The 18,508-nt window shown below is 24.8% G+C and carries 16 protein-coding genes, 1 tRNA gene and 1 CRISPR repeat array; of the genes, 12 read left to right on the forward strand and 5 right to left on the reverse strand.

Going from position 1 to position 18,508, the window contains the following annotated elements; translation table 11 throughout:
• Window positions 1–4 precede the first annotated feature (4 nt).
• The 6 genes from cas3 (at window position 5) to ACZ5CK_RS03455 (ending at window position 8,346) form a co-directional block, all read left to right on the forward strand.
• On the forward strand, window positions 5–2,158 hold the full coding sequence (cas3, locus tag ACZ5CK_RS03430; RefSeq protein WP_464582508.1) for a CRISPR-associated helicase Cas3': 2,154 nt from the start codon (window positions 5–7) through the stop codon (window positions 2,156–2,158).
• A gap of 8 nt (window positions 2,159–2,166) precedes the next feature.
• The gene (cas4, locus tag ACZ5CK_RS03435; protein ID WP_464582509.1) at window positions 2,167–2,655 is read left to right on the forward strand and encodes a CRISPR-associated protein Cas4; all 489 of its coding nucleotides are present in this window, start codon (window positions 2,167–2,169) and stop codon (window positions 2,653–2,655) included.
• Between the two features lie 3 nt (window positions 2,656–2,658).
• Window positions 2,659–3,642 carry a type I-B CRISPR-associated endonuclease Cas1b gene (cas1b, locus tag ACZ5CK_RS03440; RefSeq protein WP_464582510.1) on the forward strand — a complete coding sequence of 328 codons (984 nt, stop codon included), beginning with the start codon at window positions 2,659–2,661 and terminating at the stop codon, window positions 3,640–3,642.
• Between the two features lie 6 nt (window positions 3,643–3,648).
• Window positions 3,649–3,933, forward strand: a complete 285-nt coding sequence (gene cas2 / locus ACZ5CK_RS03445; protein ID WP_464582511.1) for a CRISPR-associated endonuclease Cas2 — start codon at window positions 3,649–3,651, stop codon at window positions 3,931–3,933.
• A gap of 175 nt (window positions 3,934–4,108) precedes the next feature.
• Window positions 4,109–6,192: a CRISPR direct-repeat array (repeat unit 30 nt; unit sequence GTCTTTAATAATCCATATTGGAATGTAAAG).
• A 175-nt stretch (window positions 6,193–6,367) separates the two neighbouring features.
• Window positions 6,368–7,297, forward strand: coding sequence for a carbohydrate kinase family protein (locus ACZ5CK_RS03450; protein WP_464582945.1), 930 nt, complete (start codon window positions 6,368–6,370; stop codon window positions 7,295–7,297).
• 83 nt (window positions 7,298–7,380) lie between these two features.
• Complete coding sequence (locus ACZ5CK_RS03455) at window positions 7,381–8,346, forward strand: dipeptidase (protein ID WP_464582512.1); 966 nt, start codon at window positions 7,381–7,383, stop codon at window positions 8,344–8,346.
• A gap of 21 nt (window positions 8,347–8,367) precedes the next feature.
• On the opposite strand, the gene ACZ5CK_RS03460 is transcribed toward ACZ5CK_RS03455, so the two are convergent.
• Complete coding sequence (locus tag ACZ5CK_RS03460; RefSeq protein WP_464582513.1) at window positions 8,368–8,808, reverse strand: OsmC family protein; 441 nt, start codon at window positions 8,806–8,808, stop codon at window positions 8,368–8,370.
• Between the two features lie 181 nt (window positions 8,809–8,989).
• Here ACZ5CK_RS03460 and pcp point away from each other — a divergent pair, with 181 nt between their 5' ends.
• Both pcp and ACZ5CK_RS03470 read left to right on the forward strand, forming a co-directional pair.
• Complete coding sequence (gene pcp / locus ACZ5CK_RS03465) at window positions 8,990–9,604, forward strand: pyroglutamyl-peptidase I (RefSeq protein WP_464582514.1); 615 nt, start codon at window positions 8,990–8,992, stop codon at window positions 9,602–9,604.
• 16 nt (window positions 9,605–9,620) lie between these two features.
• Window positions 9,621–10,520, forward strand: coding sequence for a histone deacetylase family protein (locus tag ACZ5CK_RS03470; protein WP_464582515.1), 900 nt, complete (start codon window positions 9,621–9,623; stop codon window positions 10,518–10,520).
• A 59-nt stretch (window positions 10,521–10,579) separates the two neighbouring features.
• Here ACZ5CK_RS03470 and ACZ5CK_RS03475 read toward each other — a convergent pair.
• From ACZ5CK_RS03475 to ACZ5CK_RS03485, 3 genes are all read right to left on the reverse strand, one after another.
• Window positions 10,580–10,654 (reverse strand) — tRNA-Glu (locus ACZ5CK_RS03475).
• Between the two features lie 43 nt (window positions 10,655–10,697).
• Entirely contained in the window at window positions 10,698–11,558 is an 861-nt protein-coding gene (locus tag ACZ5CK_RS03480) for a sugar transferase (RefSeq protein WP_464582516.1), read from the reverse strand.
• 52 nt (window positions 11,559–11,610) lie between these two features.
• A complete protein-coding gene (locus ACZ5CK_RS03485) occupies window positions 11,611–12,135 on the reverse strand; it encodes a DUF402 domain-containing protein (protein ID WP_464582517.1) in 525 nt (174 codons plus the stop codon).
• A gap of 167 nt (window positions 12,136–12,302) precedes the next feature.
• Here ACZ5CK_RS03485 and ACZ5CK_RS03490 point away from each other — a divergent pair, with 167 nt between their 5' ends.
• The 4 genes from ACZ5CK_RS03490 to ACZ5CK_RS03505 are packed head-to-tail and all read left to right on the forward strand — an operon-like array spanning window position 12,303 to window position 16,876.
• A complete protein-coding gene (locus ACZ5CK_RS03490) occupies window positions 12,303–13,913 on the forward strand; it encodes a DNA repair protein RecN (protein ID WP_464582518.1) in 1,611 nt (536 codons plus the stop codon).
• 1 nt (window position 13,914) lies between these two features.
• Entirely contained in the window at window positions 13,915–14,529 is a 615-nt protein-coding gene (locus ACZ5CK_RS03495) for a hypothetical protein (protein WP_464582519.1), read from the forward strand.
• On the forward strand, window positions 14,526–15,431 hold the full coding sequence (gene murB / locus ACZ5CK_RS03500; RefSeq protein ID WP_464582520.1) for a UDP-N-acetylmuramate dehydrogenase: 906 nt from the start codon (window positions 14,526–14,528) through the stop codon (window positions 15,429–15,431). The genes ACZ5CK_RS03495 and murB overlap by 4 nt, the downstream gene beginning before the upstream one ends.
• A gap of 2 nt (window positions 15,432–15,433) precedes the next feature.
• Entirely contained in the window at window positions 15,434–16,876 is a 1,443-nt protein-coding gene (locus tag ACZ5CK_RS03505) for a GGDEF domain-containing protein (protein WP_464582521.1), read from the forward strand.
• Between the two features lie 211 nt (window positions 16,877–17,087).
• Here ACZ5CK_RS03505 and ACZ5CK_RS03510 read toward each other — a convergent pair whose 3' ends face one another.
• Window positions 17,088–18,335 carry an IS256 family transposase gene (locus tag ACZ5CK_RS03510; protein ID WP_464581024.1) on the reverse strand — a complete coding sequence of 416 codons (1,248 nt, stop codon included), beginning with the start codon at window positions 18,333–18,335 and terminating at the stop codon, window positions 17,088–17,090.
• Window positions 18,336–18,508 lie beyond the last annotated feature (173 nt).

Here is an 18,508-nt window from a genome sequence, read left to right on the forward strand (position 1 = left end):
AACTATGATTTTTTTAGCAAAATCTAATCCTCCAGAAACAATACAAGAACATACTGATAATTTAATTGAGCAATTGAATAATTTAAAAGCATTATATAATAAAAAAATTTCTGTTAATTGGAATTTGTTAAAATATGCATGCATATATCATGATTTAGGAAAAATAAACCCAGACTTTCAAGAGAAATTGAAAAAGGGAAAGAGGAATGAGAATGAAATTCCTCATTCCCTTTTAAGTTTATTGTTTTTGAATCCAAGAGAATTAAAAAATAAATTTACAGAAGATGAAATAAAGTTGTTATATCAAATTATCGCATATCATCATGAAAGAGATTATAGTAATTATGATTTAAATATGATTAATAGTAAAATAGAAGAAATGAATTCTTTAGTGAATTTTTTTGATTACTCTAAAATAAATAAGAGTATAAAGTTAAATAAAATTAGTGCAAGGTATTTTGTTCCTAAGAAAAGAATATATAAAGAGGACAAAAATTTCAAAAACTATGTTTTATTAAAAGGATTATTAAACAAAATTGATTATGCAGCTAGTGCTCATATACCCGTAGAAATTTCAAATAACTTTTTATTAAGCAATATGGAAAAACTTGGATATCAATGGAATGATTTACAAAAATATATGATCGAAAATAGAGATAATAATGTTATAGCAATAGCTCAAACAGGTATGGGCAAAACAGAAGCAGGATTATTGTGGATAGGAAATAATAAAGGATTTTATACTTTGCCTTTAAAAGTGGCCATTAATGCTATATATGATAGAATCACTAAAAAAATATTAAAAGATAAAAATACAGAAAATGTTGGTATTTTGCATTCGGATACTTATTCTGAATATTTAAAAAGAGAAGAAAATATAGAAGATGTTGATTATTATTTTACTAAAACAAAACAATTATCATTGCCATTAACAATAACAACTTTAGATCAGTTATTTAATATTGTTTATGGATATAAAGGATTTGAACTTAAAGTAGCAACAATGTCTTATTCAAAAATAATTTTTGATGAAATCCAAATGTATTCACCTGACTTACTTGCTTACCTAATATTGGGTTTAAAAATAATTACAAAATTTGGAGGAAATTTTTCAATTTTAACAGCAACCTTTCCAAAATTTTTATTAAAAGAGTTTAAAGATGTTGGTATAAATAATTTTATTATCTCTGAAAAGCCATTTATTAATAATGATATAAGGCATAGTTTAAAAGTTATTAATGATAATATTGATGCAAAATATATTATAGAAAAATATAATAAAAATAGAATTTTAGTTATATGTAATACAATAAATCAAGCACAAAGAATATATAATGATCTAATAGATTTAGGAGTTAGTTTTGATGAAGTTAATTTACTTCATTCAAAATTTATTAAAAAAGATAGATCAAATAAGGAGAAAGAAATATTTGATTTAGGTAATAATTATAAAAAAAAGAGTATATGGATAAGTACTCAAATTGTTGAAGCTTCATTAGACATTGATTTTGATATATTGTTTACTGAATTATCAGATATAAATGGATTATTTCAAAGAATGGGAAGAGTATACAGAAGAAGGATTTGGGATAAAGATGGATATAATGTTTATGTGTTTACTGACAATTGTTCTGGAGTGGGTAAGGTTATTTATAAAGATATTTTTGAATTATCAAAAAAATCATTATTTAATATAAATGGACCATTATCAAAAGAAAAAAAATTGGAAATAATAGATGAAGTATATGATTATGAAAATATAATGAATACAGTATATTATAATAAATTGAAAGACAATATGGAGTTTGTGAAAACATATAATCTTTATGAATTAGAAAAAAGTGAAGTATCAAAAATATTTAGAGATATAGATTCTGTATTAGTTATTCCTAAAGATGTTTATAATGAAAATGAAGAATATATAAACGAATTAATAAAAAAATATAATGAAAAAAATATTTCTAGAAAAAAGAAATATAAGATTAAAGATGAAATTTTAAATTATACCACTTCTATACGATATAATGAATTAAATAATATAAAAGAGATAAAAATTAATGAATATGAAAAGTTGTTTATTCATAATTGCGAATATTCAAAAAAATTAGGAATAACATATAGTAAAGATGAAAATAAAGAGTTTAATAACTTTTTTTAGGAGTTAAAATGATTTCAGGAATAGAATTTTATTATTATTTTATTTGTAAAAGAAAATTGTGGTTTTATACCCATGGGATTTCACTGGAGAATGAAAATGAAGATGTAAAAATAGGAAAATATATAGAAGAGAATTATTATAAAAATTCTCAAAAAAATATTATGATAAACGATGAAATCAATATAGACCTTATTAGAGATAAAAAAGTTATACATGAGATAAAAAAATCACGCTCATTTGAAGAAGCTAATATTTGGCAATTGAAATATTATATATATTATTTAAATATGCATGGAGTTAATGTGAAAGAGGGAATTATAGACTATCCAAATTTAAGAAAAAGAATAAAAGTTTTGTATGAAGAGAAAGATAAAGGATTTATAGAAAAAATTATTAGCGAAATAAGTATAATAAAAAGTTCTGAAAAAATACCAGAGAAAATTTCAAAAACTAGTGTTTGTAAAAAATGTGCATTTTATGAATTTTGCTATATATAAATTATGAAGAAAACTATATATATTTTTTCAAGTGGAACATTACAAAGAAAAGATAATAGTTTAATACTAATAAATAAAAATGGGAAGTCTTATATTCCCATAGAAGTTGTTAATGATATATATGTTTTTGGTGAGATTACATTAAATAGTAAGTTGTTAAATTTTTTATCTCAAAAAAATATACTAGTTCATTTTTATAATTATTACGGTTATTATTCAGGAACTTATATTCCTAAAGAAAATAAAATTTCTGGAAATATTTTAGTTAAACAAGTAGAACATTATTTAGATAGTGAAAAAAGATTATACATAGCAAAGGAAATCATAGAAGCAGCTTCATTTAATATATTTAGAAATTTAAGATACTATAATTCTAGAAAAGAAAATATTGAAACTTATATTAATGAAATAAATTATTTAAGAAATAAAATAAGCGAACAAAAGGATATTTCTCAATTGATGGGAATAGAAGGAAATATTAGAGAAGTTTATTATTCTTCATGGGATAATATAGTTGATTTTTCTTTTGAAAAAAGAACCAAAAGGCCACCAGAAAATATTGTTAATACACTAATATCTTTTATTAATTCGATAATATATACAACAACAATATCTGAAATTTATAAAACATATTTAAATCCATCCATAAGTTATTTACATGAACCTGGTGAGAGAAGATTTTCATTAAGTTTAGATATATCGGAAATATTTAAGCCGTTAATAGGAGATAGATTGATATTTTTATTATTAAATAAGAAAATTATTACTGAAAAAGATTTTGAAAAAGATTTAAATGGATTATATCTAAAAGATAAAGCAAGAAAAAAAATACTTGAAATGTATGACGAAAGATTAAAAAAAACTATAATGCACAAAAACTTGCATAAAAAAGTATCGTATAGATATCTTATAAGATTAGAATGTTATAAGTTAATAAAGCATTTATTAGAAGAAAAAAATTATGAAGGTTTTACATTATGGTGGTGAGAAAATATGTATATATTATTAGTTTATGATATCAAATTTGATGAAGAAGGTGTTGGAGAAAAAATTTTACCAAAGGTATTTAAAATTTGTAAAAAGTATTTATATCATATACAAAATTCTGTTTTTGAGGGGGAATTAACGAAATCAGAAATATATAAATTAAGACATGAATTAGAAAATATTATTAGAAAAGATTTGGATTCGATAATAGTTTTTGAAAGCCGTAATGAAAGATGGTTAAACAAGGAATTTTGGGGAGTTGAAGAGGATAAAACGTCAAATTTTTTATAATTGTCGATGTATAGTTTTAAAAAGAATATATATGTTCGACAAAGTTCTAATATACTATGAATAAAATAAGATATAAGATTGATATATTTAAAAGTAATTTTTTTAAGTAATTAAATATATATAGACAATTGACTATGTTGAAAAGGACTAATAATAAATATTATAAATATAATGAGTCTTTAATAATCCATATTGGAATGTAAAGAATTTTGATATTATGATAGAAAATGCTTTTGCTGGTGTCTTTAATAATCCATATTGGAATGTAAAGGTTATCTCCAAATTACCAACCTCTAATGTTTTTCTTTGTCTTTAATAATCCATATTGGAATGTAAAGATTATTTTTCACTCCTTTGTTGTAGTAGTAATGTAGTCTTTAATAATCCATATTGGAATGTAAAGGGAAATAAAATTAAAATATTAGAAGGAGTGATATTAGTCTTTAATAATCCATATTGGAATGTAAAGGCTATTAAACTTTCTAACATTTTAGATCTATTTTGTGTCTTTAATAATCCATATTGGAATGTAAAGGTCTGTATAAATTCATTCTTACAGAACTATCAAAAGTCTTTAATAATCCATATTGGAATGTAAAGACAATAATACGTGAAAAAGGTATTGTTTCATTATTTGTCTTTAATAATCCATATTGGAATGTAAAGTTATTAAATAAAATCGGAATAGGTCAAGCTGTAAATGTCTTTAATAATCCATATTGGAATGTAAAGGCTGTAATTGCTCCGGAACAAGTAAGAGATTATCTAGTCTTTAATAATCCATATTGGAATGTAAAGTTGCAAGTTACTGAAATGAATCAACCTTCATTGAAAGTCTTTAATAATCCATATTGGAATGTAAAGGAAAATTATGATGAAAGATTTTATGGACTTGACTTTGGTCTTTAATAATCCATATTGGAATGTAAAGAATAATCTTGGTGCTGTATTGTCAGACGGTTTAACTCGTCTTTAATAATCCATATTGGAATGTAAAGTTCAATGGATGCCATGCGTTATGCTATTTATACAAGTCTTTAATAATCCATATTGGAATGTAAAGGAATTAAGAAATTTGACAGAAGAACAATTGAAAAATGGTCTTTAATAATCCATATTGGAATGTAAAGGTTAATATGGTAGTTGATAATACGGCAGGAATTTATCGTCTTTAATAATCCATATTGGAATGTAAAGTCAAATCCTTCTTTTTCAAGTTCTGGTAATATTTTACGTCTTTAATAATCCATATTGGAATGTAAAGGTTGTAGGATGGGATAAAGTAAGATTTGCAACATTTGTCTTTAATAATCCATATTGGAATGTAAAGATCATAAATCAAGTTGAATTAAGAGAACTGGAAAGTGTCTTTAATAATCCATATTGGAATGTAAAGAAATAACCTACAAATTTATTCATTTTTCTTTTCCAAGTCTTTAATAATCCATATTGGAATGTAAAGACTGAAAATCAATCAGGGGGGTTAGATAAGGACATTGTCTTTAATAATCCATATTGGAATGTAAAGCAAGTGGTTCAAAAGATTATATAATAACAGATTTATGTCTTTAATAATCCATATTGGAATGTAAAGATATATTAATAAAATAGGAGGGGAATCATGGTTAAAGTCTTTAATAATCCATATTGGAATGTAAAGACTCTCCTTGTTGTTCTATCTTCATGATTACCTGAGTCTTTAATAATCCATATTGGAATGTAAAGTTTAAAATCTAATAAAAATAATAATAGGGGGTTATAGTCTTTAATAATCCATATTGGAATGTAAAGACTTCAGAGATTAACATAGGGAATAGATTATTTAAAGTCTTTAATAATCCATATTGGAATGTAAAGTGTAATAATTAAATTAAATTAAATTACATAAAATATTTATCGTCTTTAATAATCCATATTGGAATGTAAAGACTCGAAGAAAAACCCTTCGCAACCTCATTCGTGGAGTCTTTAATAATCCATATTGGAATGTAAAGAAATTCAAAACAGGATTAACCTCAAAATCAAATACAGTCTTTAATAATCCATATTGGAATGTAAAGCCGAATACATCCAAAACAATTTGTTTTCTCAAAGTAGGTCTTTAATAATCCATATTGGAATGTAAAGATAAGCAAATTAAAAGATAAAATTTCTGGTATGACTGTCTTTAATAATCCATATTGGAATGTAAATGCATAAATTAGCACTTGCCATAAAATATTCATAGTTGTCTTTAATAATCCATATTGGAATATGAGATTGGTTTTTGAAGAGATTAATATATAACTCTAAGGAATAGAAACACGATTTAAGTGAACTTTTTTAATATTTCAAATCATTATACTGTTCAGTATTATACTGAGCAGTATAATTTTTTTGTAAAGAATGAAAAAATATGTAGTAAAATAGAATTAAAGTTAAAAAGTATGGGGGAATTAATATGAAAAAAATATTGACTGTAGGAGAAGTTTTAATTGATTTTATATGTTTCGATAAGAATAAAGATATTGCAAGAGGAAATACTTTCGAGAAAAAATTTGGAGGTGCTCCGGCTAATGTTGCTGCGGTAATTTCACTATTAGGCGGGAAAAGTGCATTTGTAGGGAAAGTTGGAAATGATCCTTTTGGTAAATATTTGGTCGAACAGTTAAAAAAATATAATGTAGATACCTCTTTAATAAGTTATGATAATGAATTAAATACTACTCTGGCTTTTGTTTCATTAATGGAAGATGGTGAAAGGGATTTTGTGTTTTTTAGAGGAGCAGATAAAAATTTAAAAATTAAAGATATTGATTTTGATAGATTAAATGATTTTGATATTTTCCATTTTGGATCTGCAACAGCTTTTTTAGATGAAGAATTGCAGACAACGTATTTTAAAATTTTTGAATTTGCAAAAGAAAATAAAAAATTTATATCTTTTGATATTAATTACAGAGAAGATTTATGGAAAGAAACAGGGAAGCTAATTGAATTAAGTAAGCAAATGATTAGATATGCAGATTTTGTAAAATTTAGTGAGGAAGAATTATTTTTAGTTTCTAGAAATAATAATATGTATGAATCGGTGAGATTTGTTCATAATATTGGCGCTAAAATAGTAGCTGTAACTCTTGGGAAAGAAGGTTCATTGCTAAGTGATGGTAAAAGTATAAAGAAAATAGATAGCATTAAAGTTAAGTCTATAGATTCTACAGGAGCAGGAGATGCTTTTGTTGGTTCGTTTTTATATAAACTTTCTCAAGGAGAGAAAGATTATTTTAAAATAGGAAAATTTGCAAATAAAGTAGGAGAATTAGCATGTACTAAAAATGGGGCATTAACAGCATTGTCTGAAATAGATAAAATTTTAGAAATATAGAAAAAATATAGTAATAGAAGTTATTTGATAATGTTATGTAAAATAAAATTTTGTTATATTTGTTTTTATTTTGGAGGGATAATATGAATAAAGTAATTATTGATGGGCATTTTGATTTATTAGTAGATGTATATGAAAAAAGAAAGAAAGGAAGAAAAAATGTTATATTAGAAGATCATTATTCTAAATTTAAAAAAGGTGGATTTAATATTATAGTTTCTTCTCTTTTTATTGAAGAATACTATATTCCTGAAATGGCACTAAGGAATGCATTGGATCAAATTAGTTCATTATATTACGAAATAGAAGAATCTAATGGAAAAATAATGCTATGTAAAAACATAAAAGATATTGAATATGCAGTGAAAAATGATATTATCGGAATTATGTTATCTTTTGAGGGATTAGAACCAATTGGAAATGATATTTATCTTTTAAAAATTTTTTATGAATTAGGTGTAAGGTTTGCGGGTTTAGTATGGAGTAGAAGGAATTATGTGGCAGATGGTTGTTATTTTTCTGAAAAGGAAGAAGGAACTAAAGGTGGGTTAACGGCTTTTGGCGTTGAAGTATTAAAAGAAATAGAAAAATTGCATATGATTATAGATGTCAGTCATTTAAATGATGAAGGTTTTTGGGATGTTATTAAATTTTCTAATTCACCAATTATTGCCTCTCACTCTAATGTCAGAAATATTTTTCATTCAAAGAGAAATCTAACTGATGATCAAATAAAAGCTATAGCAGAAACAGGTGGGGTTATAGGTATAAACGGTAATGGAAAATTTGTAAGTATTGATCCTAAAGAAAATAATGCAGAAGGATTAGTACAACATGTTGATTATATATCTAATTTAGTGGGAGTAGAACATGTAGGTATAGGTTTTGACTTTTGTGATATGTTTGGAAATAACGATGATGTTTTAAAGGGACACCATGAGCTAAATATATTTATAGAAACTTTGAAAAAACATGGTTATAATGGAAAAGAAATAAATATGATTTTAGGAGAAAACTTTTTAAGAGTATATAAAGAAATTTTTAAATAAAGGAGCACAAGGCTCCTTTATTTAAAACTTTGATATATTAAATTTAATAGGTGTAGGATTTTGTAGATTATCAGAAATTGGACATCTTTGTTCTACTTTGCTTAACCATTCTTTTAATGTTTCTTCATCGGCATCAGTTTCTAAATCAAACGAAACATTAATTTGAACATAACCTGTTCTATCTTTAGACGGTTTTCCAAGAAATTTTGCAGGATTTAAATCTCCATCAATGTCAATTTTCATCTTTTTAAGTTCAAATCCCATTTCTTTTGCTACTAAATGACCTACAACATTTAAACAGCCTGCAAATGCGGCTAATAAAAATTCAACAGGATTTGCTCCTTCATCTTTTCCACCTAAAGATTCTGGTTCGTCTATTACGATTTCAAAATTTCTTGCTTTAACAATTGTTTTTGTAGGGCTGGCGCTTTCTGATGTAATTTTAAAATTCATAAATGCCATAATTTCACCTCCTGATTAAAATGGATAATTTTTATCCACTTTTATTATACAACAAATATATTACGTTTTTGTGTGAAAAATATAACATCTTATAGTGAAAAAATGTACATATATTATTTAATAATGTTTATTTTTTAATGTTATAATATATATATATATATGTAAAAGGTAGGTGGGAAAAATGAGAGTATTGATTACAGGGTTTGATCCTTTTGGGAAAGAGAAAATAAATCCATCATTTGAAGCTATAAAAAGGTTGCCGGATAAAATATTGGATATAGAAATAATTAAATTAGAAATACCTACAGTATTTTATAAGTCTATTGAAACATTAAGAAGTAAAATGTGTGAAGTTCAACCTGATATAGTTATATGCACAGGTCAAGCTGGTGGAAGAACAGCAATATCCGTTGAAAGAATAGCTATAAACATTGATGATGCTAGAATAGAAGATAATGAAGGTAATAAACCAGAAGATAAGCCAATATTTTTTGATGGTGAAAATGCATATTTCTCTAATTTACCAATAAAAAAGATAGTTGAAGGTATAAAAGAAATAGGAATACCAGCGGAAATATCTAATTCTGCTGGAACGTTTGTTTGTAATCATTTATTATATGGGTTGATGTATTATATACAAAGGGATTTTAAAAAGACAATAGGAGGATTTATTCATGTTCCTTATTTACCTGAACAAGTATTGGAAAAAAGAAATACACCAAGTATGTCATTAGATAATATAGTAAAAGCGTTAGAAAAAGCTATAGAAGTTTCAATAACAGAGTATAGAAAGTGAAATGGGGGTGAAAAATATGGTTAATATTATATGGGGAGATAAACTTTTGGAATATGATTTTGGAGATGGTCATCCTTTAAGAAGTGTAAGATGTAAAATGGGAGTAGAAGAACTATTGAAATCTAATATGAATTATAAAATAATTGAACCACGATATGCATCAGAACAAGAAATTACCTTATTTCATACAAAAGGTTATATAGAAAGCATAAAAAATAATAAGGGTGGAAATGCAGAAACTCCAATAAAAAATATGTATAATCCTGCACGATTATCTGTTGGATCAACATTAACAGCTATAGATTCTATAACAGCAGATGAAAGAATAGCGGTTAATATTTGTGGAGGATGGCATCATGCATTTGAAAATGAAGCAAGAGGATTTTGTATTTTTAATGATGTAGTAATAGGCGCAAAATATGCTCAAAAAAAGGGATATAATAAAATTATGATAATTGATTGGGATGTGCACCATGGTGATGGAACACAAAGAGCATTTTTAAATGATGACTCTATTTATACTATTTCAATACATCAGGACCCCTCAACACAATATCCTTATTTAAGTGGATATACCTCTGAAAATAGGGTAACCAATCTAAATATTCCGATTATGCCAGGTGAAAATGAACAAGAAATAATGAAAAAAGTTTTATCAAATATTCCAAATGAGATAAGAGGATTTAAACCAGATATGTTAATAATTCAAATGGGAGTGGATGGTTATAAATTTGATCCAATGTCTTCAATAGATTTAAGTGAAAGGTTTTATGAATCTATTTCTGTTGTTCTAGGAAGATGTGCAAAGAAGAATAGATTTCCAGTAATATTACTTGGTGGAGGTGGATTTTATTTTCCAAAAACTGCTGAATTATGGAGATTAATAGTTGAAACTTTTGAAGATAATATGATGTAGGTAAAAAAATAGAATATATAATAAAAAATGAGCAGCAAGTAATTGCTGCCCATTATGCATGGCAGCCCCACGGGGAATCGAACCCCGACTCTCGGACTGAGAATCCGATGGACTAGCCGTTATCCTATGGGGCCAAAAGCATATATATTATATCATAAAAAATACATTTTGTAAATATCACAATGAACCATTATCTTTAAAAATTGCTAAAAAAGTTAATAATAATATTTTTAAGTCAAGTAAAAAACTTTTGTTTTTTACATAATATAGGTCATATTCTGTTTTAATTATATAATCTTCTAATGTTGTAGTATATTTATATTTTACTTGAGCCCAGCCTGTTATTCCTGGATTTATATATAATCTGTAATTATAATAATCAATATTTTCTTCACACATTTTATGAAAAGATATCATTTCAGGTCTAGGACCAATAAAATTCATATTTCCAATTAACACATTTATAAACTGAGGTATTTCATCTAATCTTGTTTTTCTTAAAAATTTTCCAAAAGAATGAATATTATCATTGTGAATTGTTCTAAATTTAAACATTAAAAATCTTTTTTTGTTTTTTCCAATTCTAATTTGTTTAAATATAATAGGTTTTCCTATGGTGAAAAAATTTATTAAAGATATTATAATAAATAATGGAGAAGTTATTATTAATGAAATTAAAGCTAACAATATATCAAATGACCTATTTTCTTGTTTGCTTAAAAAGAATTCCGAATAATAATACTCAAATTTTTTAAATACAGTTATAGGAATTCTCTTAAGGTATTTTTCAACTATATCAGGTAAAATTTCTATGATTATTCCGTTCTTTTTTAAATTCTCTAATTCTTTGGATATATAATGTTCTAGATCAGGGTCTGCAATTAAGACTCTATCATGATATTTTATTTTTTCTAAAAAAACTTCGGGACTTGGATTTAAAAAGTCCCCAAATCTAATATGTCCCTTTGTTTTTTTTTCAATTTCATTAGTAATTTCTTCAAAATCTTCTTTTCTACCGATAACCAAATATTTTATCATTCTTTTCCACCTTATTATTAGTGTCATTTAATATTTTTTTATAAGTTATATATTATCCTAAATATAATAGCCATTTTATAGGCTCCTCACCAATTTCTTTTGATATAGCGGAAATAGGAGATGTATCTTCGAATAAATTTAATAATTTTGTTTCTTCATTTAGAATTGTATAAAAATCTGCTTTTGATATCAATTCTTTTTCGTAGCTATCAATTAATTCATCCATATCATCTATTTTAAATTTTTTATTCTTTTTTATAATAATATCTAATTCTAAATCTATGAATTCAATTTGATTACCATTTTTTAAATATTTTCCAAAATCTATATAAATTAGATAATTTTTTAGAGAGGATTTTTCAGAAGTAAGAAATGAGGTCAACATGATTGATTTATTATAAGATAGTATTCTTTTTATTTTTTTTATTGAATTATGTTTATCAAGTTTTATCCAATTTCTTTCTATACCAATATTATCATCAAAATTTATAATGATATCAATTTTAGCTTCAACTTTTCTAGACGGAGATACTAAAATTTCTTTTTTATTTTCTAAATCAAAAATATAGTCTTTCATATTTTCCCCCTGAAATATATTATAATTATTTTAACATATTATAACATATTAAAACGAAAAAGGTCAAACTTTTTTAGGAGAATAATACTAAATAACATACTATTTTGTTTTTATTTTTAAAGAAAATAATGTAAAATATATTATAAAGAAAAAAATGGAGGTGTCGTATGATACATTCATTAGCTATAAAAAATTTTGGCCTTTTTAAAGAAGTTAATGTAGATTTTTCTGAAGGTCTTAATGTTATTACTGGTGAATCTGGTGCTGGAAAATCAATGTTTATAAAAGCATTGATTTCGTTGTTGAGTGGAAATATACCAAAAAATTTAAGAAATAAAAATGGTTCTATATCTGCATATATTACAATAAATGATGATATTATAGATGAATTGAGCGAAATTCTTCATATTGAAAATAATGAAATTATATTAAATGTCAACTTTAATGAGAAAAGAGCTGTATATAGAGCTAATGGAATCATTATTCCAAAATCTTTTTTAGAAAAGATCGGATCGTATATTATGGAAGTACATACTCAAGATTCACAGGTCTTATTAAGAAATGCAAAATATCATAATCAAATTGCATATAATATATTTAAAAAAAATATGGAAAAGGAAATAAATAAATATGATAAATTATATGAAGAATATATTGAATTAAAAGAAAAATTAAAAAATATTCCATCAGATCCATCGGAAATTTATAGGAAAATAGATATATTGAATTTTCAAATAAATGAGATAGAAAATATTTCGCCTAAAGAAAATGAAGACGAAGAATTAAAAATAGAGTATAAGAAATTAAATCATGTAGAAGAAATAAGAAATAAATTAGAAAAATCAATGGCAATTTTAAAAGATAGTGAGGAAAATATAGATATGCTTATAGGAGATATAGTTGATGATTTATCTGATATATCTGGTTATGGATATAGTGAAGATTTAGATACTGCTGTTTCAATTCAAGACATGATAAATGAATTATATAGTAATTTAGAATCCAAATTATATGATCTAGATTTAGATCCTCGAAGATTAGAAGAGGTTTCAAATAGGCTAAACGAAATAATGAATTTAAAAAGAAAATATGGGCCATCTCTTGAAGATGTATTTGATAATTTAGAAAGATTTAAAAAAGATTTGAAAGAATTAAATGATTTAGAAAAAATATTAAATGAGATTAATCCTTTAATTGAGAAGAAGAAAAAAGAATTGATTAATCTTGGTGAAATTATTAAGGAAAAAGGCGAGAAGATTTTATTAAAATTTGAAAAAAAGATAAAAGAAGAATTAGTATCATTAAATATGGAACATAGTGAAATAAAATTTGAATTTAAAAAACTCTCTGAACCCAATAGATATGGTACATATTCTATAAGAATGTTAGCTAAAACTACTCCACAATCATCATTTTTACCTTTAGAAAAAATAGCATCTGGTGGTGAATTATCCAGGATAATATTAGCTATTGAAAAAGTTTTAGGAGAAATTCATTTTGTTGAAACAATGTTATTTGATGAAATAGATTCAGGGGTAGGGCAAAGAATTGCGGATGTTATTGGAAAAAAGTTAAAGAGTTTTTCAAAAATAAAACAATTAATTGTTATAACACATATGCCACAAGTAGCAAATTATGCAGATAAGCATTTTAAAATTTATAAGGAAGAGAAGAATAACGAAATGTATTCTATGATTATGGAGTTAAATGACAAAGAACGTTTAAAGGAAATTAAAGAAATGTATGGTGAAATAGTATTTGATAAAGAGGTGGAATAAGATGAAAAGAGAAGATGTAATTCAACGAATAATAGACGAAAAAGGAGTTAAAGCTATTCCGGTTTTAATAGATATGTTAGAAGAAAGTGATTCAGAAACATATGAACTAATAACTGATATAATCGATATATTAGGAACTGATGCAAAAAAATATTTATTTGAAGAATTTAAAAAAAGATTTAGTAAAAATAATTTTGATGATGTGGTAATGTTATATTTAATTGATGTATTATCTGGAATGGAATGTGAAGAGTTAAAACCATATTTAGAAAGAATGATGAATATGTATTCAGATGAAAGAGCATTTCCATTGATAATTGAAGCTTTATTAAGGATAACTAAAGATGAAAAATATATAGATATTTTATCGACTTTTTTAGATGATACTGGAGATATTCAAGATCTTGCTATAATGGCTATAGCAGAACATCCAACAAAAAAAGGAATAAATTATTTATTGAACAAATATATGTCTAATATTTCAAAATCAGAAAAAGCTTTAATTTTAGATTCTATTCAAAAAATGTTTTTTAAAAATCAAAATTTGTTTGATGAAGTAAAAAAACATCCTGCTAGTGAAGAAATTGTTGAAATATTGGAGTGGATGCTAAAATGAATTATTTAAAAATAGCAAAAGAACTTTATTTAATGGGTTGTGATGTTAGTGTTGATGAATCAATGAATAGACATACAACCTTTAGGATTGGTGGTAAGGTTCCATTATTTGTTAAGCCCAAAACAAAAAAAATATTTATTAACGTTTTAAATTATATGTTGGAAAACAATTATTTATTTAAAATTATTGGCGGTGGTGCTAATATAATTGTTGATGATAACCCGCTTAAATTTATTGTGATTAGCACTGAATATTTAAATAATTTTACTATTAAAAAGGATAGCATTATAGCAGAGGTAGGAATGTCTTTATCCAGATTATCTTATTTAGCCATGGAAAATAGTTTATCTGGATTAGAATTTGCTGTTGGGATCCCAGGAAGTTTAGGTGGAGCACTATTTATGAATGCAGGAGCATATGGTGGTCAAATAAAAGATGTTGTAGAAGAGGTTGAGGCTTATGACATGGAAAATAAGCAAGTAATTATTTTAAAGAGAAAAGATATAAAATTCGATTATAGAAAAAGTATTTTCCAAGAAAGAAGATATATTTCTTTAGAAGCTAAATTGAAATTGTATAGTGAAGAAAAAAATAATATAGAAAAAAAAGTAAAAGAGTTATCTCTTAAAAGATGGGAAAAGCAACCATTAGAATATCCAAGTGCTGGAAGTATTTTTAAAAGACCTAAACCAGATTTTTATGTGGGAACTACCATTGAAAAATTGGGGTTAAAAGGTTTTTCAATAGGTGATGCGGAAATATCAAATAAGCATGCAGGTTTTATTATTAATAAGGGGAATGCTAAATTTGAAGATGTAATGAATATAATAGAATATGTAAAAAATATAGTAAAAGAAAAATATGGAGAAGATTTAGAAATAGAACCAGAAATATGGGGGTAGTCATGAAGAAAAGATTGTTTATTATGTTATTGGCTATTTTACTTTTCGTATTTATATTATTATCCATAAAATGCTATTATTCTCCAAAAGGGCAAATTTTGGATTTTCCTGTTTTTTATAAAGTAACAAAAAATCCAACAGAAATGGAATTTGAAGTTGTTTTTGATAAAACAGATTATAACGTAATTTTATTTCCTATGTTATCTTATAATGAAATATCAGTTTATTTAAATGATATGTTAATATATGAGAATGGATATAAATATTCCAGTTTATGGAATAAAGCTTTTTATGTTGTTTTTGATAAAAATCTTTTAAAAGATAAAAACAGATTAAAATTAAGGATAAAAGGATTATATGATATTGGAATTCAGAAAAAAATCTTTTTAACTGATAAAATGACAGCTATTAAAAAAATTTTTTTCTTAAATTTTTTTAATGAAAATATATATTTAATATCAATAGGTGCAGCGATAGTTTTAGGCTTAATTTTACTAATAATATCTGGATACAATGATTTAAAGTATTTTAAATATATGGGATTGTCTACTTTATTTATAGGTATATATATTTTTGACACTGTAAGTAGATTATATAATGGAAGTATTTTATTTTCTTTAATTCTAAGAAAGATATTCTTAAGTTCATTTTATATAAGTAGTATTTTAGTTCTTATAGGAATTGAATATTATTTCTTTAATAGGATTAAATCTAAAATAATGATTTACATTACTTCATTTTCGATATTTATTTTACTATTATCCCCTAACTTTTATTATTTAAAAATATTTTCAAATTATTTGAACTTAATAGCAATGATAAATTTAATGATTCTTACATACTGGATATATAAATCTAATAACATTTATTTGTTATTTCCTGTAACCTTTTTAACAATAACTTCTATACATTCTATATTAGTATTATTTTTAGGATTAAATGAACCTTTAATTTTTGGTTATGGTGTATTGGCTGCAAGTTTAGGGTTTGGTTTTTCACTTGTTTTAGAATATAAACATCTATCAGATAAAAATAAAACACTTTTTGATAAAGCTTTAATTGATCCGCTCACAGGAGCTTATAATAGAAATATTTTTGATAATAATAAATTTAATGGTTATTTTGCGATAATAGATATAGATGATTTAAAGAAAATAAATGATAAGTATGGTCATTCAAAGGGGGATGAAGTTCTTAAAAAATTTGTTGATATTGCAAAAAATAATTTAAGAAATACCGATTACATAATAAGATTGGGTGGAGATGAATTTGCTATAATTACAAATTCAGAAAATATCGAAAAAATAATTGAAAGAATTAGAAAAATATATAATGAGAAAACAGGATTTGATTTTTCATACGGTATTTCGGTAGCATGTAATTTTTTGTGTAAATACCTCTTCTTGGATGGTAATAAATTAATTAAATTGGATTATAATTCTTAAATTATTTTCATATGAATTATCGTCTATATTATAATATGCTTTAATAGTAATTTCTAGAAGTTTTTAATGTGAGTTTTTGAAAACAAACACCTTTTTGCAATTTTCACTGCAAGATTTAACATTATTAAATTAAGAATATATTTTTGGCGTTAGTTTTTAGCATTTAGTTTTATGTATTATTGATTATTACAGATTTTGGAATTTAGTTGTATTAAGAATTATAGACGTATTTTGTGATTCTTTCTTTGAAAAAGATGGATAGTTCGTTTAGGACTTTACTCCAGTTTCTATATCGAGCTGTCCATCTTTTTGTTGCATCTATTGTTGCTAAATATAATATTTTTAATAATGCATCATCATTTGGAAAAGATGTTTTATTTTTAGTCACTTTTCTATATTGCCTATTCAATGATTCTATTACATTTGTTGTATACATTATTTTTCTTACTTCATCACCATAATCAAAATATGGAGATATTGTTTCCCAATGTTTTTCCCAGCTTTCTAATGCCAATTTGTATTTTGTCCATTTGTTTTCTTTTAAATCTTGTAGGTTTGAATAAGCTATATCTTTATTGGGTGCTTTATATACTTTTTTTAAATCATTTACAAGTTCTTTTCTATCTTTGTAATTAACATATTTTAATGTATTTCTTATTTGATGTATTATACATCTTTGTACTACAGTATCAGGAAATGCTGCTTTAATTGCTTGTGGGAATCCTGTTAATCCATCTACTGAAGCTATTAATATATCTTTAACTCCTCTATTTTTTAAATCATTTAATACTCTTAACCAGAATTTTGATGATTCTATTTCACCTATATATATACCAAGAACTTCTTTAAATCCATCAATATTTACACCTATTACAACATATGCAGTCTTTTTAATTATCTCACCATCATCTTTTACTTTAAATACTATTCCATCCATGAAAACAAAAGTGTATATCTCTTCTAATGGTCTGCTTTGCCATTCTCTAATTTCTGGTAATATCTTATTAGTAATTTTACTTATCATTTCAGCTGATAATTCTACACCATATATATCTTCAACATTCCTAACTATATCTTTCGTACTTAATCCCAAACCATACATTCCTATTATTCTACTTTCAATATCTGAAATATCTCTTTTATATTTTGGTATTATTTTCGGTTCATATTCACCCTTTCTATCTCTGGGTATTTTCAATTCCATCTCACCCATGCTTGATCTTACCTTTTTTGAGCTGTATCCATTTCTGGAGTTATCCGTTTCTTTATTTTCCTTATCGTATTTCTCATATCCTAATTCATCTTCTAATTCCGCTTCTAACATTTCTTGTATTATTGGTCCCATCAATTCTTTTATCTTGTCATATACGTCTTTCATTGTGTTTACTTCAGGATCTCTTGCTATTAACTTTGCTAATTTTTCAATGTTACTTTCTTCTTTTTTCTTTCTCTTTGCCATTTAAAATACCCCCTTCTTGGTTTTATTTTACCATACCAAGAAGAGGGTTACCTATTTTTTCTACTTTTTATTTACACAAAATTTTTTATGGTCTCGGTATTTCTTCTTTTAAAGAAAAAAATTACTTTGAATTAGCTGATAAAAATTTATATATGATGAAGCAATTAAACAAG

The sequence above is a fragment of the Marinitoga okinawensis genome (assembly GCF_055387075.1).